This is a genomic window from Mesorhizobium sp. M1329, from assembly GCF_040318035.1.
Classification (GTDB): Bacteria; Pseudomonadota; Alphaproteobacteria; order Rhizobiales; family Rhizobiaceae; genus Mesorhizobium.
Genome location: NZ_JAMYLN010000006.1, coordinates 129784 through 149208, shown reverse-complemented (window position 1 = coordinate 149208; position 19425 = coordinate 129784). Strand labels below are relative to the sequence as shown.

General features: G+C 61.8%; 18 protein-coding genes. 8 read left to right on the top strand and 10 right to left on the bottom strand.

The genetic code is table 11. The features are described from left to right. Positions 1-3 precede the first annotated feature (3 nt). From NKH21_RS08350 to NKH21_RS08315, 8 genes are all read right to left on the bottom strand, one after another. Positions 4-1446 (bottom strand): NAD-dependent succinate-semialdehyde dehydrogenase, encoded by a 1443-nt coding sequence (locus tag NKH21_RS08350; RefSeq protein WP_352864088.1) that lies wholly within the window; start codon positions 1444-1446, stop codon positions 4-6. Between the two features lie 13 nt (positions 1447-1459). Next, on the bottom strand, positions 1460-2464 hold the full coding sequence (locus NKH21_RS08345; RefSeq protein WP_352864085.1) for an NAD(P)H-dependent flavin oxidoreductase: 1005 nt from the start codon (positions 2462-2464) through the stop codon (positions 1460-1462). Further along, on the bottom strand, positions 2430-4049 hold the full coding sequence (locus NKH21_RS08340; protein WP_352864082.1) for an AMP-binding protein: 1620 nt from the start codon (positions 4047-4049) through the stop codon (positions 2430-2432). Before NKH21_RS08340 ends, NKH21_RS08345 begins: the two co-directional genes overlap by 35 nt. Beyond that, complete coding sequence (locus NKH21_RS08335) at positions 4036-4815, bottom strand: enoyl-CoA hydratase/isomerase family protein (RefSeq protein ID WP_352864080.1); 780 nt, start codon at positions 4813-4815, stop codon at positions 4036-4038. Before NKH21_RS08335 ends, NKH21_RS08340 begins: the two co-directional genes overlap by 14 nt. Then, entirely contained in the window at positions 4816-6003 is a 1188-nt protein-coding gene (locus NKH21_RS08330) for a CaiB/BaiF CoA transferase family protein (RefSeq protein WP_352864077.1), read from the bottom strand. After that, positions 6000-6749: an enoyl-CoA hydratase/isomerase family protein gene (locus tag NKH21_RS08325; protein WP_352864074.1), complete on the bottom strand. Its 750-nt coding sequence runs from the start codon at positions 6747-6749 to the stop codon at positions 6000-6002. Before NKH21_RS08325 ends, NKH21_RS08330 begins: the two co-directional genes overlap by 4 nt. A gap of 9 nt (positions 6750-6758) precedes the next feature. Continuing rightward, positions 6759-7694 carry a hydroxymethylglutaryl-CoA lyase gene (locus tag NKH21_RS08320; protein WP_352864071.1) on the bottom strand — a complete coding sequence of 312 codons (936 nt, stop codon included), beginning with the start codon at positions 7692-7694 and terminating at the stop codon, positions 6759-6761. Positions 7695-7756: 62 nt separating this feature from the next. After that, positions 7757-8263, bottom strand: coding sequence for a MarR family winged helix-turn-helix transcriptional regulator (locus NKH21_RS08315; RefSeq protein WP_352864069.1), 507 nt, complete (start codon positions 8261-8263; stop codon positions 7757-7759). 276 nt (positions 8264-8539) lie between these two features. Between NKH21_RS08315 and NKH21_RS08310 the strand changes: the two genes are divergently transcribed. The 8 genes from NKH21_RS08310 to pcaF all read left to right on the top strand — a co-directional run bounded on the left by NKH21_RS08310 (position 8540) and on the right by pcaF (position 16883). Continuing rightward, the gene (locus NKH21_RS08310) at positions 8540-9586 is read left to right on the top strand and encodes an ABC transporter substrate-binding protein (RefSeq protein WP_352864066.1); all 1047 of its coding nucleotides are present in this window, start codon (positions 8540-8542) and stop codon (positions 9584-9586) included. A gap of 27 nt (positions 9587-9613) precedes the next feature. After that, on the top strand, positions 9614-10675 hold the full coding sequence (locus NKH21_RS08305) for an ABC transporter ATP-binding protein (RefSeq protein WP_352864064.1): 1062 nt from the start codon (positions 9614-9616) through the stop codon (positions 10673-10675). Then, on the top strand, positions 10672-11568 hold the full coding sequence (locus tag NKH21_RS08300) for an ABC transporter permease (RefSeq protein ID WP_352864061.1): 897 nt from the start codon (positions 10672-10674) through the stop codon (positions 11566-11568). The genes NKH21_RS08305 and NKH21_RS08300 overlap by 4 nt, the downstream gene beginning before the upstream one ends. Further along, positions 11568-12389: an ABC transporter permease gene (locus tag NKH21_RS08295; RefSeq protein ID WP_352864059.1), complete on the top strand. Its 822-nt coding sequence runs from the start codon at positions 11568-11570 to the stop codon at positions 12387-12389. Before NKH21_RS08300 ends, NKH21_RS08295 begins: the two co-directional genes overlap by 1 nt. A 31-nt stretch (positions 12390-12420) precedes the next feature. After that, complete coding sequence (locus tag NKH21_RS08290; RefSeq protein ID WP_352864057.1) at positions 12421-13806, top strand: aminotransferase; 1386 nt, start codon at positions 12421-12423, stop codon at positions 13804-13806. Between the two features lie 209 nt (positions 13807-14015). Beyond that, on the top strand, positions 14016-14873 hold the full coding sequence (locus NKH21_RS08285; RefSeq protein WP_352864054.1) for a CoA transferase subunit A: 858 nt from the start codon (positions 14016-14018) through the stop codon (positions 14871-14873). Next, the gene (locus NKH21_RS08280) at positions 14870-15676 is read left to right on the top strand and encodes a CoA-transferase subunit beta (protein WP_352864052.1); all 807 of its coding nucleotides are present in this window, start codon (positions 14870-14872) and stop codon (positions 15674-15676) included. The genes NKH21_RS08285 and NKH21_RS08280 overlap by 4 nt, the downstream gene beginning before the upstream one ends. 1 nt (position 15677) lies before the next feature. Further along, entirely contained in the window at positions 15678-16883 is a 1206-nt protein-coding gene (gene pcaF, locus NKH21_RS08275) for a 3-oxoadipyl-CoA thiolase (protein ID WP_352864049.1), read from the top strand. A gap of 634 nt (positions 16884-17517) precedes the next feature. On the opposite strand, the gene NKH21_RS08270 is transcribed toward pcaF, so the two are convergent. Next, positions 17518-18702, bottom strand: a complete 1185-nt coding sequence (locus NKH21_RS08270) for a tyrosine-type recombinase/integrase (protein ID WP_352864047.1) — start codon at positions 18700-18702, stop codon at positions 17518-17520. Positions 18703-19000: 298 nt separating this feature from the next. After that, the gene (locus NKH21_RS08265; RefSeq protein WP_352864045.1) at positions 19001-19327 is read right to left on the bottom strand and encodes a hypothetical protein; all 327 of its coding nucleotides are present in this window, start codon (positions 19325-19327) and stop codon (positions 19001-19003) included. Positions 19328-19425 lie beyond the last annotated feature (98 nt).

Genomic DNA, 19425 nt, shown 5'->3' with positions numbered 1-19425 from the left:
GCATCAGCCTTTCGGCTGGAGACTGAGGTGACTTACAAGCTTCGTCGTCAAGAATGCGTCAAGCGTTTCCGCCCCGCCTTCGCTGCCATAGCCGCTTTCCTTGATGCCCCCGAAAGGCGTCTCGGCCGCGGCAAGGCCAAAATGGTTGATGGAAACCATGCCCGCCTCGAGGCCATCGGTCAGCCGATCAGCTGTCGCCAGCGAATTGGTGAAGGCGAAGGCCGCGAGGCCGAAAGGCAGCCGGTTGCTGCGCTCGATCGCCTCTTCGACCGAGCCGACACGCACGAGGGCTGCCACCGGCCCGAACGGCTCGTCATTCATCAGGCGCGTTTCCTCAGGCACGTCAGACAGTACCGTGGGCTCGAAGAAGAAGCCGGTGTTGCCGATGCGGCGGCCGCCACAATCCAGCACCGCGCCTTTCGCGACAGCATCCTCGACGAAGCCGTCCATGGCGTCGAGCCGGCGCGCATTGGCAAGCGGACCCATCTGGGTCTGCGCGTCCATTCCGCCTCCCACCTTGATCTGCCGCGCGCCGGCGACGAAAGCGCTGCGGAATCTGTCGTAGACGGCATCCTCGACGTAGAAGCGCGTCGGGGCGGCGCAGACCTGGCCGGCATTGCGGTATTTCAGCATCAGGCCGAGCTTGACGGCGGCATCGAGGTTAGCGTCGGCGGCAATGATGAAAGGCGCATGTCCACCAAGTTCCATCGTTGCGCGCTTGACACCGGCTGCCGCCATCGAGCCCAGCATCTTGCCTACGGACACCGAGCCGGTGAACGAGATCTTCCTGATGACGGGCGAGGCGATCAGGTACTGCGAAATCTCGGCCGGCACGCCGAACACCACATTGATCACGCCATCCGGCAGACCGGCATCCTGGAACGCGCGCACCAGTTCGATGCAGGCCGACGGCGTTTCTTCCGGAGGCTTGGCGATGACCGAACAGCCGGCGGCGAGCGCGGCCGAGATCTTGCGCACGAGCTGATTGACAGGGAAATTCCACGGCGAGAAGGTCGCGACCGGGCCGATCGGCTCTCGTAAAACCATCTGCCGGGCGCCCGGATGGCGCGAGGGAATGACGCGACCATAGGCGCGCCGCCCCTCCTCCGCGTGCCACTCGACATGTTCGGGCGCCGCGTTGGCCTCGCCCCTTGCCTCGGCAAGCGGCTTGCCCTGTTCACGCACCATGTGACCGGCGATGGTTTCGGCGCGCTCACGCAACAAAGCGGCGGCACGGTGCATGATCCGGCCGCGCTCCAATGCAGTGATCCGGCGCCATGTCTCAAAGCCTTTGGCGGCGGCGGCGAGCGCGGCATCGAGGTCCGCTCGCTCGGCAAACGGCAGGCGGTCGATCGTCTGCCCGGTGGCCGGATTCCTGACTTCGCCCGAGCGGTCGCCCAAAGGCGCCCTCCAATGCCCGTCGATAAGCAACGGTGTGTCCAGCATGGCGTATTCCCTTCTAGCTTTCTGTTGGCTGCGGCAGCACGGCGATGGCGGCCGCATAGTCGCGGGCGATCGAGCGGACGATGTCGCCGGCAGGCAGGATATCGCCGACGAGACCGACGCTCTGGCCGGCCTCCAGCTTGCCGTGATCGATATCGCCGTCGAAGGCGGCTGCCTTGAGTGTCGCGCCAGCGAAGATGGCGCGGCGCGCCTCATTCGCGGCGCCAGCATGTTCGGCCTCGCTCATCGTTTCGGTGAAACGGTTACGCAGCACGCGGATCATGCCGAGGCCTCGGCCGACGACGAGCGTGTCAGTGATGGAAGCGCCCAGCAGGCGTTGCCGGTAGGCATCGTGCAGTCTCGCCTCGTACGAGAGCATGAAGCGGGTGCCGAACTGCGCCGCGCCTGCGCCGAGCGCCAGGGCGGCGGCCAGACCGCGGCCATCGGCAAAGCCGCCGCTGAGGATGAGCGGCATGTCCGGAACCGCCTTGGCTATGGCGCGGCCAAGCACCAGCGTCGACACCAGCTCCGGCGGCGGGTGGCCGCCGGCCTCGCCGCCGACCGCGATCAGCCCGTCGACACCGGCATCAGTGGCCTTCAGCGCGTGCTCGGCACCGGCCACCACATGCAGGCAGACGGTGCCTATCACCTTGAAGCGCTCGATATATTTCTTCGGCCCGCCCTGGGAGGCGATCAGCACGGGCACGCGTTTCTCGACCAGCAGGTCGATGATCTCGTCCACGCCCTTGCGATAGAGCGGCAGGTTGACCGCGAAAGGCCGGTCGGTTCCGGCCCGCACCTGGTCGATGGTTTCGGCAAGGTCGTCGCGATACATGGGACCGGCCGCGATGACGCCGAGGCCGCCTGCGCGCGACACGGCGAGCGGCAAAGCCGCATTCGACGAGGCCCAGGACATGCCGGCCTGGATGATCGGCAGATCAATGCCGAGAAGCCGCGTGACCTGTGTCTCGATCCGCACCGCTTCCTCACAATCCGAGCAGGCCGCGCGCGTGTGCGGCAAGCTGCTTCTTCTGGACCTTGGAACTGGCCGTCATGCCGATGGCCTCGAAACTGTCGACGATCCACACGTGGCGCGGCACCTTGAACCCGGCCATCTCACCTCTAGCCCAGGCCATGATGGCTTCTGGATCGGCCGAATGGCCGGCATTGAGGATGACGAAGGCGGCGGGCACCTCGACCAGCCGCTCCTCGGGCACGCCAACGACCGCGGCCTGCCGGATCGCCGGATGGCGGTGCAGCACGTTCTCGACATCTGCGGGCGAGACATTCTCGCCTCCGACACGGATGATCTCCTTGGCGCGGCCGAGAAAGGTCAGGCGGCCGGCTCCGTCGAGCGAACCGAGATCGCCAGTCGCAAGCCAGCCGTCCGGGTCGAGCGCTTCGGCCGTCTCCTTCGGCTTGTCGAAATAGCCGAGCATGACATTCCAGCCACGCACCAGGATTTCACCGCTCTCGCCGGCCTCGGCATCGCTGCCGTCACTGTTGCGGATGCGCACTCTCACGCCCGGCTGCAGCCGCATGGCGGCACTCGCCCTGACATCCTCCGGTTCCCAAAAACAGGATTGGGCAACATTGGGAGAGGCTTCCGACAGGCCGTAGCCGACGACGCATTCGTGTGCGCCCAACTCGTCGATCACCCGCCGCACGATGGTGGGCGAGGCCGCCAGCCAGGCGCCGCGCAGGCTGAGCTTGCGCCGCGCGCGGTCTGGATGGTTGAGCAGCATCAGCGCCATGGTGTCGTTGCCGGAGAAATGCGTGCAGCGCTCACCTTCCATCAGGCGCAGCGCCTCCGCCGCTTCGAAGCGGTCCATGCTGACCAAAGTGGCAGCGTGTTGCAGCACCGACAGGATTGAAAGGGTCGTACCGGCGACATGGAAGAAGGGCCGGGCGCTGTGGAACCGATCCGCCGGCCGCAGGCCCATTCTGAGGCCGGAGAAATACGCATTGGCCAGCATGTTGCGGTGGGTCAGCATCACACCCTTTGGAAAGGAGGTGGTGCCGGACGTGTATTGGATGAGCAAGGGGTCATCAGCATCACAGGCCTGAATGGCCGCCGCGCCGGCCATGCCTGCATCCGCGATCGCATCCCAGCCAACGGCGCCAGGCGGCACGTCGGCACCGATGACGATGACCCGCCTCAGGTCCGGCATGGCCGCGTCCGGGAGACGGCGGTCGAGCGCCGGGCAAATCTCGCGCAGCATGGCGATGAGATCGATCTTGAACAACCGGTCGCAGGTGATCAACGTGCCGACGCGCGACTGGCGCAGCGTATAGGCCATCTCGCTGGAGACGAACCTTGTGTTGATCGGCACCGTGACGGCGCCAAGCGAACCGAGCGCCAGGAAGATCGTCATCCAACGCACGGAGTTGCCCAGACACAGACCAACATGGTCGCCCTTGCGGATGCCCTGGGCGGCAAAACCCGCACTGACGCGTCCGACCTCGTCGGCCAGCGCGCCCCAGCTGATGCGTCCGTCCGAGGCGACGATCGCCTCGATCTCCGGAGCGGTTGCCGCCGTGCGGCGCAGCGCCTCGGCGACGGTGAGCGGAAAGAAACCTTCCAGATCGAGATCAGCCTTCGCCATCAGCGACCCCGGCCTCCGTCTGTTGAATGAACTTGGCGATGCCGTCGCGCCAGCCGCCATCGGCAAGGCAGCGCTCGATTGCCGCGAGCTCGATGCGGATGCCGTTGGCAAGGTCGGTCTCATGGCCGAGATCGACGGCCTGCTTGGTGAGCGCGATCGCCAGCGCGGGCGCCGCCGCGATGGCCGCGGCGACCTCCTCTCCGACCCTTGCGAGATCGTCGTGCGGCACGACGCGGGCGACCAGACCGCGCTCATAGGCTTCCGCGACGGGCATGACGCGGCCGGTGAAAAGCAGCTCCTTGGCCCGCATCCTGCCGATGACCCTTTGCAGGCGCTGGGTCGCGCCAACCGTACCCCATTGCGGCTCGGGAAAGCGGAAGGTCGTCTTCTCGGAGGCGATGGCGAAATCGCAGCTCATCAGGATCTCGCCGCCCGAGCCGACGACCGGCCCCTGGGTGAGGGCCACGACCGGCTTGGTACAGCGGGCGATGGCGTCATAGGCCGCGAATGAGGCCCTGCGGCGCTCCAGCACCCAGCGTTCATCCTTGTCGACGCGCTCCTTGAGATCGGCCCCGGCACAGAAGACCGGGCCGATCGAGGCCATGAGCACGACCCTGATGTCTCTGTCGCCGTCGAGCTCCTCGAAAAGGCGGCGCAGTTCGATGCACATCTGCAGGTTCAGCGCATTGCGCGCTTCCGGCCGGTTGAGCACGACGCGGGCGGTGGCTCCCTCGCGCCGGCAGATGACCATTGCGGATGTGCTCATTCAGATCACTCCTTCGATTTTCAGCGCGTCGATCTCGGCGGCATCAAGCCCGAGTTCCTCGGACAGGATCCGGTCGGTGTCGCCACCAAGCTGGGGCGGCACGCCGATATCAGGATCATCGAAACCTTCATATCTCACCGGCGTGCGCAAAGCCGGGACGCGGCCGGCGCTTGGATGCTCGAAGGCACCGACCATCCCTCTTGCCTTCATATGCGGATCGCCCAGGATCTCGCGGACCGTGTTGACCTCGCCGGCGGGAATGCCGGCCGAGCGCAGCTTCTCGGCTAGCAGGGCGCGATCGTGGAGAAGCATCGCCGTTCGCATGGCGGCCATCACGCGTTCACGCTCGGCGACGCGCCCGGCATTTTTGTCGAGCGCTCGGTCGGCGGCGAGTTCGGCGAGCCCGAGCACCGCGCAAAGTGCTGACCAATGCTGGTCGCTTCCGCTGATATGCAGCCAGCCGCCGTCCCGGCACTCGAAAGCGGCGGAGGGAACGCGGCCGGGATGTTCGGTTCCGGCGCGCGTCACATCGTCGTCGAGCGCGAACAGCCGCGCGGCCGCCAGCGCCAGCAGGCTCGCCTGCACGTCCATCATCGACAGGTCAACACGGCAACCCTTGCCGCTCCTTGCCCTGCCGACCAGTCCGCTCAGTATGGCTATGGCGATCCAGAGGCCGGAGCTCATGTCCGCGATCGGTATCCCGGCCTTGGCCGGAGGGCCGTCGGCATGGCCGGTCAGGTGCATGACCCCGGACAGCGCCTGGAAGACCGTGTCGTAACCGGGGCGGTCCCGATAAGGGCCGGTCTGGCCGAAGCCGGTGCTCGAAACATAGATCAGGCCCGGATTGAGGCCGGCAAGTCCGTGGTAGCCAAGGCCGAAGCGCTCCATTTCGCCGGGCAGGAAATTCTCGAGTACGACGTCCGAAGCAGTGACGAGCCGCCTTGCGAGTTCCTGTCCATCAACCGACTTCAGATTGAGCGTCAGCGATCGCTTGCCCCGGTTGAAGGCAAGGAAATAGGCGCTCTCGCCGCCGGCTACGCGCGGCTCGAAGACGCGCGACTCGTCGCCCGTGCCCGGACGCTCGACCTTGGTCACTTCGGCGCCCATCTCGGCCAGGATCTGCGTGGCCATCGGGCCCGCCAGCACCCTGGAGAAATCAAGAATGCGTATGCCTTCGAGCGGCTTCATGCCTTGTCGTCACTGAAGGCACGCATCCTGGCATTGACGTCCCGTCCGGCCGCCATCGCCTCGTCATAGGGAAGGTCGGCGACCTGGTAGTAAAGAGACTTGACCGCCGCCATCGCGCGCGGATTGGCCGACGCCCATTGTTCGGCGATCGCCACGGCCGCCTCGACCACCTGATCCGGCTCGACCACGCGATTGGCAAGCCCCAGCGTCAGCGCCTCCTCGGCGCCGATCAGCCTGCCGAGGGTGATCATCTCGAAGGCGGCCTTGCGCCCCAGCGAGCGCTGCAGGCCGGTCATCACCAATGCCGGAACGATGGAGTGCCTGAGTTCGGGGTAGCCGAACTTGAGATCGGTGCCCGCCACCATCATGTCGCAGCCTATGGCGAGGCCGGCGCCGCCGCCGACTGCGGCACCCCGCACGGCCGAGACGATCGGTTTCGACAGCTTCTGCATCATCGCCTGGGTGCGGCAGGTGAGGTCCGCCCTCTGCTCCACAAGGTCCTGGTTAGCAGGGGTCAGGTGTTTGAACTCCGACAGGTCTGCGCCGGCGCAGAAGGCGCGTCCGCCACCAGTCAACACGATCGCGCGCACGTTGGCGTCGCGATCAGCCGCTTCCAACGCATCATGCAGTGCCTGCGTCAGTTCGGTGTCGAGCGCGTTGAGCTTGTCGGGGCGGTTGAGGAGGACGATACGTATTGGACCGCGATCCTCGACGATCAGCACCGGAGTTTGCGTGGTCTGCCCCATCCCCATCTCCTAGTTGAGAAAGCCGTAGCCGGCGCGGGCTACCCGGCTTTGCAACGGACGTCCAAGCACCTTCTCGCACAGCTGCGAGGCTTGGATCAGACGATCGAGATTGAGGCCGGTATCGATGCCCTCAGCCTCAAACAGATTGACCAAATCCTCGGTCGCGACATTGCCCGTGTAGCCTTCGCCATACTGGATCTGCGCCGGGTGTCCGCCGACGCCGCCAAGCGCGCTGTCGAACCAGCGGCAACCAGCCTCATAGGCGGCAACACAATTGGCCAAAGCGGTTCCGCGGGTGTCATGGAAATGCGCAATCGCCGTCACCTGCGGCACATCGCGGCCAATGCGCTCGAACAGCCGACGAACCGATGAAGGCGTGCCATGCCCGGTGGTATCGCCCACCGTGACATGGCGCACGCCGATCGAGGCGAAATGCGCGATGTCCTCGACCACCGAAGCCTGGTCGACCCTCCCTTCGAAATAACATCCGAACGCCATCGAGACGACGCCGATCAGGCGAAACTGCTCGCCGGCCAGCGTCGCCATCTCGGCGACGTTGCGCCATTGCCGCTCGCGCGTCGTGCGCAAATTGCGCTCGGTATGCGCCTGCGTCGCCGAAACGAGCAGGCTGATCTCCTCTGCGCCATAGCCTGCAGCGCGATCCGTTAGTGCCCGCTCGACCGCCTTCTGGTTCGGGCATGTGGCCTTGTAGGAAACGCCTTCGCGCCGCCCGATCCCCTTCAGAACATCCGAAGTGTCTACGAATGCCGGCACCTGCGCCGGATGACTGTAGCTGGTCGCCTCGATGCGGGAAAACCCTGCGTCGGTGATGGCGTCTATAATCTCGATCTTGGCGCGCGTCGGCATGGCCAAAGGCTCATGCTGCAAGCCGTCCCGGGCGAAACATTCACATATCACGACGGCTGGATTCACGGCGAAGCCCATTCAAAGTTGGTTGTCCTTGTGAACTATATCGTTCACTCAGTCAACCATAAATCGGGATTGCGCTATTGCTCATCCAACTGATCGAGGTCGGACTGGGTGGCCTGCTGCTTGAGATCGTGGAAGTAGGTCGAGCTGGTGCGGATGACGCGTCGCATCAGTTCGACCAGCATCTGCCGTTCGGCATTGCTTAGCGCCGCCAGCATCTGCTCGTTGCGCTCAAAGGAGTCGTCCAGGACCCGCTCCGAAAGGTTCAGGCCCTCGGGGCTGAGACGAAGCAAGATGCTGCGGCCGTCCCCAGGATTGGCGGCTTTCTGGATATAGCCCCTGTCGATAAGGCCCGAAACTGTGCGGCTCATCTGGCTCTTGAGCAGGCCTGTGTGCTTGGCAAGCTCCTGCAGCGGCACCGTCCCTAAGTATTTCAGCACGGCAAGGGCACGCCATTCCCGGGTGGTCAATCCATATTTCGGCCGGATCGACAAGGTTGCGATGCGCGTCGACAAGCCGGCCAGCCGCTGAAGCTCGAATGAGAAGAGATCCCTGATATCGGCCGCCGGGGTATGGTCATACAAGTCCCGCCCGGCACGATTGGGCTGGCCCCGACTGGCGGCCGCCTGCTCGAGATCAAAGGAAGAAGGAGCGCTGGTGAGGCTGTGTTTTGGTCTGTTCATGGTCGGCCTTGATTAAATGGAGCAAAAAGGTTGGTGGAAATTTAGTTGACAACGTAAACCAGATAGTTCATTTCATCAACTAGATTGCCACGACTAAGGCGTCTTGTCGATCTTGCCGCGCACGAGACCACGGAAGTCGGCCGTGAGGTGGCACCGCTCAATCAAAGGGAGAACACCATGCAATTGAAACGCCTCGCAATCGCGATCATGGTTGGTGCGGCAACCGCACTTTTCATGGCCTCTGGCGCACTCGCAGCCGGTGAAACGCTGACGATTGCCGGATATGGTGGCAATCTCCAAAAGGACCTCCGGGCAACTCTGTGGCAACCGGCAGCCGATGCAGCCAGAGTGCAATTGTCGGAGGAAACCCACGATGGCTTGGCGTCGGTGCGCGTTCAGGTGCAGTCCGGAACGCCGACATGGGACGTGGTCCACATGGGCGCCGATGAGTGCTCGGTCGGCGGCAAGGAAGGTCTGTTCGAGCCGTTGGATTTCAACGTCATCAAGACAGAGGGCTTCGACAAGAAGGCGTATGGCGAGCACTGGATAGCCACCAACACCTATTCCGTCGTTCTGGCCTGGCGGACGGACGTCTACAAAGACAAGCATCCCACGAGCTGGAAGGATTTCTGGGACGTGAAGGCTTTCCCTGGTCGTCGCGCACTCGGCAACTTGCCCGCCGAGACCATGGAGATATCCTTGCTCGGTGCTGGCGTTGCAAAGGACTCGCTTTATCCGCTTGATACCAAGCTTTCGCTCGAGCGGCTGAAGGAAATCAAACCAGACATCGCGGTTTGGTGGTCATCGGGCGCTCAGTCGGCGCAATTGATCAAGGACAAGGAAGTCGACATGTTGGCCATTTGGCGTAGCCGTGTAGCGAGCGTGATCGCCGACGGGGCGCCGGTGGCATTCACCTACCAGGACGGTGTCCTCGGCTATGGCTGTCTCGCCATCCTCAAGGGGTCGAAGCACGTCGCGTCGGCTCAGAAGTTTATCTCGGGCGTGGTCGCTCCTGAAATTCAGGCTCGGATCCCCGAGATGATGCCCTACTACGGCCCGACCAACGATCTGGCCTTCAAGGTTGGCAAATTCTCGCCCGATGTGTTGGTCAAGTCCAACATGTCACCCGAAAACCGGAACAAACAGGTATTCATCGATGCCAACTGGTGGCGCGACAACCTTAGCAAAGTCAATGAGGACTACAGTCTCCTGATGTCCAACTGACGATCAAACTCTAACCAGTGTGTTGCGATGAAATCGGGCGCAGTTTCGATAAGGCAGATCCATAAGTCCTATGGAATCTTCAAGGCGCTTGATGACATATCGTTAGATATCGATCCGGGCGAGTTCGTGACGCTTCTCGGCCCGTCCGGATCGGGCAAGACTACGTTGTTGAACGTCATTGCCGGCTTCGAGCGCCCCGACAGCGGCAGCCTGATGGTCGACGGAGTCGAATTCATCGCCAAGCCGCCGCACAGGCGCGACCTCGGCATGGTATTTCAGAACTACGCCCTCTTTCCGCATATGGATGTCTTCAACAACGTCGCTTATCCGCTGAAGCTGCGAAAGACAGTGCCATCGGACATCCGCGATCGCGTCAAGCAGGCGCTCGATGTCGTGCAAATGGGACATTTGTCTGCACGGCGGATCACCGAGTTGTCCGGAGGCCAAAAGCAGCGCGTGGCTCTGGCTCGGGCAATCGTCTTCGAGCCTAGGCTGCTTTTGATGGATGAGCCGCTTTCCGCCCTCGACAAGAACCTTCGCGAACACATGCAGATTGAGTTGAAGCGCCTGCATCTCAGGCTCGGAATGACGACCGTCTATGTCACCCACGACCAGCAGGAGGCGCTCACGATGTCGGACCGTATCGCAGTGCTGCGCAACGGCAGGATTGTGCAGCTCGATACGCCGCAGAACATTTATGACCGGCCCAATTGCCACTTCGTCGCGAGCTTCATGGGGGAAACTCGCATGCTGCCCGTTACCAAGAACAGCAGGGGCTATCATTTTGCGGGCCGCCCGCTGAAGCTCGCACAGTCGCCTTCCGCGGTTGAGAAACAGTGGCTCGTAGTACGACCGGAGCGTCTCTGCTGGTATGGCGATGAGGAGCACGACAACCGCGTTGAGGGAGTGGTCGTCGATGTGGTTTATCGCGGTGATAGCCATTCCATCTCGCTGAAGCTGCCGGGAGACCATGAGATATCGATCCGCCGCGCGCCGACGGAAAGCACCCCGTTGCCCGAACCCGGCCAGACGCTGACTTTGTGGTTGAAGCCGGAGGCCAGCGTTTTGGTGGAGGAAACCTCGGCATGACCGCGGCAGCAGTTGACACGCGGCCGCTCAATATCGGTCTGCTCGGTGACAACCAACGGCGCCACCAACTGGCGATGATCGGGCTGTCTGTACCGGCAATGCTTCTTATTGTCATCATACTCGTGGTGCCATTTTCGTGGCTTGCCTGGCTGTCGCTATTTGATGCTTCGGGGGCGCTCTCAGCAGAGAATTACGCCCGTCTGCTGAGACCCGCCTACGTCAACAGCTTTCTCAGTACCTTCAAAGTTTCGCTGCTGGTGACTGGCTTCTGCGTCCTTCTTGGCTACCCTGTCGCCTATCTGCTGTCGCAGTTGCCGCAGCGCACGGCTCAAATATTGCTCGTCTTCATCATTCTGCCGTTCTGGACTTCGGTTCTGGTCAGGACCTATGCCTGGCTCGTCCTTCTGCAGCGGGAAGGCATCATCAACACATGGTTGAAGCAACTCGGGTTGATCAGCGACTCCCTGCCGCTGGTCAACAACCTGACCGGCACGGTGATCGGCATGGTGCATATCATGCTACCGTTCCTGATCCTGCCGCTCTACTCCTCGATGCGCGCGATCGATCCTGACTATCTGAGGGCGGCCGCCAATTGCGGCGCATCGCCGGCGCAGGCCTTTCGGCAGGTTTTCCTTCCGCTGTCGGCACCGGGCCTCGGTGCGGGGGCCGCGCTGACTTTCGTGCTTTGTCTCGGGTTCTACCTGACGCCGGCTTTGCTTGGCGGTGGGCGAGTTGCGATGTGGTCCACCCAGATCGCCGATGCCGTCGCCAAGTTCGCCAACTGGGGCGCGGCGAGCGCGTTGAGCGTGGCGCTGCTCGTCGTCACCGGCCTCATACTGTGGTTGATGAAACGGGGCGTCGAGCGCCTCGGCACCTCGGTCGGAGAACGATGATGCTGAGCCGTCCCGCCTCCTCAACGCAGGTCACTCACGCTCAACGCTTTTGGCTCTACCTTCTGGTAGCTTTGGTGATGGGGTTTCTCGTCATTCCTTGCCTGATCATCATCCCTCTGTCCTTCTCCGATTCCCAATATCTGGAGTTTCCGCCGCGTGGCTGGAGCCTCAGATGGTACCAGGCATTCTTCTCCTCCGACGAATGGCTGCGCTCGGCCGTCGTATCGCTCAAGGTCGCGTCGACCACAACACTTCTGGCAACGATCCTGGGCACACTCGCCAGCTACGGACTTTACAAGCGCGTGGGAAGTCTGAACGCGATCGTGCGCGGCATGCTGATGCTGCCAATGATGGTGCCGCTCATCTTCGTGGCCATCGGTGCTTTCTTTGTTTATGCACGACTTAGCCTCAACAACACTCTGACCGGCTTAGTTCTAGCGCATACCACTTTGGCAATCCCGTTCGTGGTCATCGCCGTCGGCAACGGCCTGGCAGGCTTCGACACCAACCAGGAGCGTGCCGCCCGCAGCCTCGGCGCTTCGCCATTGCGCGCGTTCATGACGGTGACATTGCCGCAGATCCGAATCGCCGTGCTGTCAGGCATGCTGTTCGCATTCGTTACTTCTTTCGACGAGGTTGTCGTCTCGCTCTTCATTTCGAGCGGCGCGACATCAACGCTCACCAAGCGCATGTTCGCCAACATACGTGACCAGGTGGATCCGACAGTCGCGGCAATATCTTCGCTGCTGGTCACACTTTCGATTGTGGCTCTGATCGCAGCGCAATTCGTCAAACCCGAACGCGGCAAGACGCAAGGCTAGTCCAACAGATCACACGCTAGGAACTCGAAGCATGACACACAACTCGCTCCACAGGCGCGATGTATTCAGCCAGATCCACCCTCAAACCAACCTTGCTTTGCACGAGACAGTCGGGCCGGTAGTGATGGCACGCGGCGAGGGCGCCTATGTCTATGATGACGAGGGACGCCAATACCTTGAAGGGATGAGCGGCCTATGGTGTGCCGCTCTCGGAATGAGCGAGAAGCGCCTTGTCGAGGCGGCCGCGAGGCAACTAAGCACACTGCCATACTACCAAAACTTCGCTCATCGTTCCACTGAACCCGCGATCTTGCTGGCCGAACAACTACTTAGGATTTCGCCCGTGCCGATGTCCAAAGTGCTGTTTCAGAGTTCAGGCTCTGAGGCAAACGACACGGCCATTAAACTTGCGTGGTATTATTTCAACGCAAAACAAATGCCTAACAAAAAGAAAATGATTGCGCGCAAGCGATCTTATCATGGAACTTCCGTTGCTTCTGCTAGTTTGACTGGCCTTCCGCACATTCACCGCGACTTCAATCTACCATTGGACGGGTTTCTACACGTATCCTGTCCTCACCTCTATCGCGACGGTCTGCCTGGAGAGAGCGAGGAGGATTTCGCGAGTCGTCTGGCCAAGGAGCTGGAAGATCTTATCGTAGCCGAAGGACCGGACACGGTAGCCGCTTTTTTCGCGGAGCCGGCCATGGGAACTGGCGGAGTTGTAATTCCCCCTAAAACCTATTTCGCTCGCATTCAGGAGGTCTTGCGCAAGCATGATGTCCTACTCGTTGCCGACGAGGTAATCACTGGCTTCGGCCGAACGGGCTCATGGTGGGGGAGCCAGACTTTCGAGATGCGGCCCGACATCATAACCTGCGCGAAGGCACTCACAGCTGCCTACATGCCGCTATCAGCGATCCTTTTAAGCGAGCCAATCTACCAAGTCATGCGCGAGCAGAGCGAGAAGATCGGTGTTTTTGGCCATGGGTACACCTACGGTGCGCATCCGGTCGCCTGTGCAGTAGGGCTCGAAGCGCTGCGTATCTATCATGACGATGGGATTATCGATGCCGTGCCGGAGCTCGGAAAGCGGCTGGGGGAGGGGCTGAGATCGCTTGAAGGTCATCCTCTGGTGGGAGAGGTGCGCGGCGTGGGCCTCATGTGGGGCGTTGAAATCGTCAAGAGCAAGGCCACTCGCGAAGCTTTTCCCGCCGAGATGCAGTTCGGCTTAAATATCCAGAACCGGGCGTTCCAGAAGGGGCTGGTCTGCCGCTCGCTCGGGACCGCCATCGCGCTTGCTCCCCCTCTGATCTCGACGGAGTCGCAGATCGACCAGATTGTCAAAAGACTTCGCTTCGCTTTGGACGAAGCGCTCAACGATTACCTGGGGTCAGGCGGCAAACTTGGCACTTGAGGCAGCGGACTCAAGTATCTCGGCAAGCTGACCGGTATCTGCGGGCGGGTGCGAAGCTATGTGCCTTGTGGCAGGTGCGAAGTCAGCTAGCTGATGGGATCGGCTTCCGGCAGTCCGGATTCCGGAAGAAGCCCTCATCTTGTCGATCCTCGAGGGTTCTTGTCCCGAACGTAATGCGAACTTTTGTCGAATTTCCGGAGTATTCCACGATGATCAAGTTCCTGCCGCTAAAACAGGCCGTTGCGGAGAACCTGAACCATGGCGACATGGTCGCCTTCGAGGGCTTCACCCATCTGATCCCGACGGCGGCGGCGCATGAGGCGATCCGCCAGGGGTTTCGCGACCTGACTTTGATCCGCATGACGCCGGACCTGATCTACGACCAGATGATCGGCATGGGCATGGCGAAGAAGATCATCTTTTCCTATCTCGGCAATCCCGGCGTCGGCCTGCTGCGGCGCGCCCGCGATGCCATCGAGAACGGTTATCCGCGCGCGCTCGATGTCGAGGAGCACAGCCATGCCGGCATGGCCAACGCCTATGAGGCAGGTGCTGCCGGTCTGCCTTGCGCGGTGTTTCGCGGCTATCGCGGCGCCGGGCTGGCGACAGTCAATCCGAACATCAAGTCGGTCTCTTGTCCGTTCACCGGCGAGGTGCTGGCGGCCGTTCCTTCGATCCGGCCAGACGTCACCTTCGTCCATGCGCAGAAGGCTGACAGGAAGGGCAATGTACTGGTCGAGGGCATTATCGGCATCCAGAAGGAAGCCGTGCTGGCGGCCAAACGGGCGGTGGTGACGGTCGAGGAAGTGGTCGACAATTTCAACGATCTGCACCCCAACCTGACCGTGCTGCCGCGCTGGACGATCGCGGCGATTTCCGTCGTGCCCGGCGGCTCGCATCCGTCCTACGCGCATGGCTACTATGCGCGCGACAATGCCGCCTATCTCGAATGGGACGAGATCGCTGCCGACCGTGACAAATTCCGGGCGTGGATGCAGGCAAACGTCATCGAGAAGAGCGCCGACGATTTCGCGGCCCGTGTAGAGCATCTGAGGAAAGCTGCATGAGCGACGATCAGACTCCCTTGGGCTTCACCCCCAATGAGATGATGACGATCGCCGCCAGTCGTGCGCTGCGGAATGACGATGTCTGCTTCGTAGGCATCGGCGCGCCGTCCGCTGCCTGCAATGTAGCGCGGCTGACACACGCGCCTGACATCACCTTGATCTACGAGAGCGGTACGATCGGCACGGCGCCCGACGTGCTGCCGCTGTCGATCGGCGACGGCGAATTGTGCGAGACCGCGGTCACCACCGTCGCGGTGCCGGAGATGTTCCGCTATTGGCTGCAGGGCGGCCGCATCTCGATCGGCTTCCTCGGCGCGGCGCAGCTCGACAAGTTCGGCAACATCAACACGACGGTCATTGGCGACTATTTTCATCCCAAGACCCGGCTGCCCGGCGGCGGCGGCGCGCCGGAGATCGCGACGTCGTCGAAGGAGATCTACATCACCATGGCGCAGACCAAGCGCGGCATGGTCGAAAAGATCGACTTCTTCACCTCCTTCGGCCATGGCGAGGGCGGCGATCATCGCAAACGGCTTGGCATCGAGACATCAGGCCCGACCTTGCTGATCACCGATCTCGCCATCTGGAAGCCGGATCCGGTGAGCAAGGAATTCACCGTGGTGTCGCTGCATCCCGGCGTCACGCGCCAGCAGGTGCAGGAGAGCTGTGGCTGGGTGGTTAAGTTCACTGATACGCTTGACGAAACGCCGGCGCCAAGCGAACTCGAACTCAAGACATTGCGCGACCTGCAGGCCCGCACCAAGGCGGCCCATGAGGGAACCGGAAAAGCAAAGGCTGCATGACATGGCCGAGGCCTATATCTGCGACTACATCCGCACGCCGATCGGCCGTTTCGGCGGTTCGCTGTCTTCGGTGCGCACCGACGACCTCGGCGCGATACCCCTGAGGGCGCTGGTCGAACGCAGTCCCGGCATCGACTGGCAGGCGGTCGACGACGTCGTCTATGGTTGCGCCAACCAGGCCGGCGAGGACAACCGCAACGTGGCGCGCATGGCGCTGTTGCTGGCCGGACTGCCGAAGGAGATTCCTGGCTCGACGGTCAATCGCTTGTGCGGCTCCGGCATGGATGCATTGACCATCGCAGCTAGAGCCATCAAGGCCGGCGAGGCGGAACTGATGGTTGCGGGCGGCGTCGAATCGATGAGCCGGGCGCCCTTCGTCATGCCCAAGGCCGACACGGCATTTTCACGCAACGCCGAGATTTACGACACCACCATCGGCTGGCGCTTCGTCAATCCGCTGATGAAGAAGCAGTATGGCGTCGATTCGATGCCGGAGACCGGCGAGAACGTCGCTGAGGATTTTTCCGTATCGCGCGCCGACCAGGACGCCTTTGCCGTGCGCAGCCAGGACAAGGCGGTCGCGGCACAAGCGAATGGCCGGCTGGCGAAGGAAATCACTGCGGTGACGATCCCGCAGCGCAAGGGCGATGCGCTCGTTGTCAGTAAAGATGAGCATCCCCGCGCGGGCTCAACGGTCGAGGCGCTGGCAAAATTGCCGACGCCGTTCCGGCAGGGCGGCACGGTGACCGCCGGCAACGCTTCCGGCGTCAATGACGGCGCCGCCGCGCTGATCATCGCATCGGAAGCAGCGGCGAGGAAGCATGGCCTGACGCCGATCGCCCGTATCCTCGGGGGTGCCGTCGCCGGTGTGGCGCCGCGCATCATGGGCATCGGCCCGGCGCCGGCCACGAAGAAGCTTTGCGCCCGTCTCGGCCTGATGCCGGAGCAATTCGATGTCGTCGAATTGAATGAAGCCTTCGCCTCCCAAGGCATTGCCGTGCTCCGCCATCTCGGAATTTCCGAGAAGGCGGAGCATGTCAACGCCAACGGCGGGGCGATCGCGCTCGGTCATCCGCTCGGCATGTCGGGCGCTCGCATCACCGGGACGGCGGCGCTCGAACTGCGCGAGCGCGGCGGCAAGCTGGCTTTAGCCACCATGTGCATCGGTGTCGGCCAGGGTATCGCGATCGCGCTGGAGCGGGTTTGACGTCCGCCGCCGATCAATAGGGCAGGCCGACGTCGGGCGCTGGCGCCCACGACCGATTTGACGCTTTTGCGGTCGTTCACAAGCGATATAGCAGTCTGTATCTCCAGTTCGGTAGTAGCACACCCGAGTGGTACTCATGGCTGAGATGGCGGCTCTCTAAAGGGCTGTTTTTGCTGAATCAATTGTCTCTGAGGGGCAATCCTCTTCTGACTCCCGCCCCTGCGCGGTGTCCGGCTTTCCTTGCTCCCGGATGGACAGAATGCTCAACACGGCGAGCCGTTTGACCTCATGGCGTCAAAAAGAGTGCGCAAATCTGTATGCGGGGCTATGCAGAAAGTTCGATGCGTATCCAGAACCCCAGCTATCTTTATTTTTCTTACGATATTTTCAGATTCCTGGTGTGAGGCATTCTAGGGGAGTCTGCAAGCAATGTCGCCAGATCGGATAAGTGTTCCTTCTCCTCAACCGGAATGCGCCTAACAAACAATCGACGGGCAACAGGTGAACCACGCCGATCGCCTTGCTGGCGATACGGCCCAGCTGGGTGAGCATGTGGGGTTCATCCCGCGGAAGGGGCACTAGAAGATCCGGCCGGGCGCGATGTAGGCTGCGCGTGCGCCGAAGAGGAACAGACTTACGCCGCGATATCCTCGTCCTTTTGGTCGTTCTTGGGTGGGCAGGCGAGGGCGAGCGCGATTGCTTCGGACACGGTGTCGGCGGCCGATCTGATCGGGTCGGTCTTGAGATGAGCGTAGCGAGCCGTGGTCTGCATCTGTGTATGGCCGAGCAGTTTTCCGATCATTGTCAGGTCCTGGCCGAGTTGCAGGGCATCTGAGGCGAAGGAGTGACGAAGGTCGTGGATGCGCAGATCGTCCAGGTTGGCACGCTTGCGTAGCCGACGCCACGGCTTCTGCATATCGGTGAGATGCTGTCCCTCGACCTTGCCGGGTATGACGTAGGGATTTCCCTTCACCGTTGGTATGGACTTCAGCACCTCAATAACCGCTTTGCCGATCGGCACCAGCTTCGCGCCCGTCTTGGAATCGGGCAGCCGAAGGACGCCAACCTCGAGGTCGACGTAGTCCCATTTGAGGGTCTGGATTTCGCCGAGCCGGCATCCGGTCAGCAGAAGAAGTCGGATGCAGTTGACGGCTCCGGGTTCCGCGTCGGCTTCACGTAGCACCTTGCCAAGTCGGGCGAGTTCTTCCGGCGTTAGATAGCGCTCGCGCTTGACCTCCTTGTAGCGCTTCACCTTCCAGCACGGGTTCACGCCATCGGTGCGCACGCCCCACGTGTGTGCGACGGTGAACATGATTGACAGGACGCCGAGGGTACGGTTTGCCTGATAACGAATGTTCTTCATGGATTGATGAAGGCCGACGATGTCTGCGCGGGTAACGTCGATGATGCGACGCGACCCCAGCTTTGGGTTGATGAACAAATCGACAGACCGTTCGTACTCGCCATAGGTCGAGGGCTTGCAGTGAAGAGCGACATGCTCGGCGAGGAAACGCTTGCCGAACTCCTTCATCGTCGGCGACGCTTTCCGGCGGTCCCGATCGCTGGCCGGGTCGCCTCCAAGGCGCACCTGGGAAAGGTGCTTCATCGCTTCGGTGCGCGCGAGGTCTGGGGTGAGGGCACCATGAAGACCGACGTTGACGCGGCGCAGCCGTCCGCCCGCTCTGAATTGAGCTAGATACATCTTGCGACCGGACGGGTAGACCCGCAGGCCGAAGCCTTTCATCTCGTCATCCCAGATGAAAAATTCCTTGTCTCCGGGGACCGCGGCATCGACGGAACGTTTCGTGATCTTGGCCATGGAACACCTCGTGAACGCCGGAATCTCCGGAATCAAATAGGAATCATTTGGGAAGAAATCAGAGCGTCTCCTATCGAAAGGTAGCGTAGTCTTCCCGTGAATTAAAGTCAACGTAAACAAATAGTTATAGGAAAATTTCGCGCGATTGCGAGGCGGTGGCTACTGTGGCGAAAACACTCCGGAGCAAACTCATAACCTGAAGGTCACAGGTTCAAATCCTGTCCCCGCAACCAAATTCGAAAACGGCCCGCCTTGTGCGGGCCGTTTTCGTATGCGCTGAAGTACGGCAACAGGACACTTAGCATTCCGCGGCCAATCTTTCGCGTATGTGTTCCGATCCACCTCTCATCCGTCGGGCGAATGGCCGATCGGGATTTACGACGCGCCAAAAGGGCGCGCTGCCGTGTTGACTGATATGCACCAAGTGCCGCCGCACAGTCACTGGGCAGCAGGCGTCTGCTCCGTATTTTACCGCGAGCTTACGTCGTAACTCTGCAAGATCCGACAAGTGGCCAGGTCGAGCAGCCCGCAGCTCGTCAGCGACCATTTTCTCGGTTGGGATCAGCATGCTCTGCGTAAGGTGTTTGCCTTTGCGTCGCGTTTTGACCACCGGCAGTTCGCTCATAATTCACCTCCAGGAACTCTCCCTACAGAAGACGAACAAGAATGCCGCAATCCGACAAAATCTCGGATTGATTTGATTGCCGTGGCTTGAGGCGACAG

Bases quoted from the DNA above. Each gene is read 5' to 3' on its own strand.
- NKH21_RS08350 (WP_352864088.1), bottom strand. From the start codon at position 1,446: ATGCTGGACACACCGTTGCTTATCGACGGGCATTGGAGGGCGCCTTTG.
- NKH21_RS08340 (WP_352864082.1), bottom strand. From the start codon at position 4,049: ATGGCGAAGGCTGATCTCGATCTGGAAGGTTTCTTTCCGCTCACCGTC.
- NKH21_RS08335 (WP_352864080.1), bottom strand. From the start codon at position 4,815: ATGAGCACATCCGCAATGGTCATCTGCCGGCGCGAGGGAGCCACCGCC.
- NKH21_RS08330 (WP_352864077.1), bottom strand. From the start codon at position 6,003: ATGAAGCCGCTCGAAGGCATACGCATTCTTGATTTCTCCAGGGTGCTG.
- NKH21_RS08325 (WP_352864074.1), bottom strand. From the start codon at position 6,749: ATGGGGCAGACCACGCAAACTCCGGTGCTGATCGTCGAGGATCGCGGT.
- NKH21_RS08320 (WP_352864071.1), bottom strand. From the start codon at position 7,694: ATGGGCTTCGCCGTGAATCCAGCCGTCGTGATATGTGAATGTTTCGCC.
- NKH21_RS08310 (WP_352864066.1), top strand. From the start codon at position 8,540: ATGCAATTGAAACGCCTCGCAATCGCGATCATGGTTGGTGCGGCAACC.
- NKH21_RS08305 (WP_352864064.1), top strand. From the start codon at position 9,614: ATGAAATCGGGCGCAGTTTCGATAAGGCAGATCCATAAGTCCTATGGA.
- NKH21_RS08300 (WP_352864061.1), top strand. From the start codon at position 10,672: ATGACCGCGGCAGCAGTTGACACGCGGCCGCTCAATATCGGTCTGCTC.
- NKH21_RS08295 (WP_352864059.1), top strand. From the start codon at position 11,568: ATGCTGAGCCGTCCCGCCTCCTCAACGCAGGTCACTCACGCTCAACGC.
- NKH21_RS08290 (WP_352864057.1), top strand. From the start codon at position 12,421: ATGACACACAACTCGCTCCACAGGCGCGATGTATTCAGCCAGATCCAC.
- NKH21_RS08285 (WP_352864054.1), top strand. From the start codon at position 14,016: ATGATCAAGTTCCTGCCGCTAAAACAGGCCGTTGCGGAGAACCTGAAC.
- NKH21_RS08280 (WP_352864052.1), top strand. From the start codon at position 14,870: ATGAGCGACGATCAGACTCCCTTGGGCTTCACCCCCAATGAGATGATG.
- pcaF (WP_352864049.1), top strand. From the start codon at position 15,678: ATGGCCGAGGCCTATATCTGCGACTACATCCGCACGCCGATCGGCCGT.
- NKH21_RS08270 (WP_352864047.1), bottom strand. From the start codon at position 18,702: ATGGCCAAGATCACGAAACGTTCCGTCGATGCCGCGGTCCCCGGAGAC.
- NKH21_RS08265 (WP_352864045.1), bottom strand. From the start codon at position 19,327: ATGAGCGAACTGCCGGTGGTCAAAACGCGACGCAAAGGCAAACACCTT.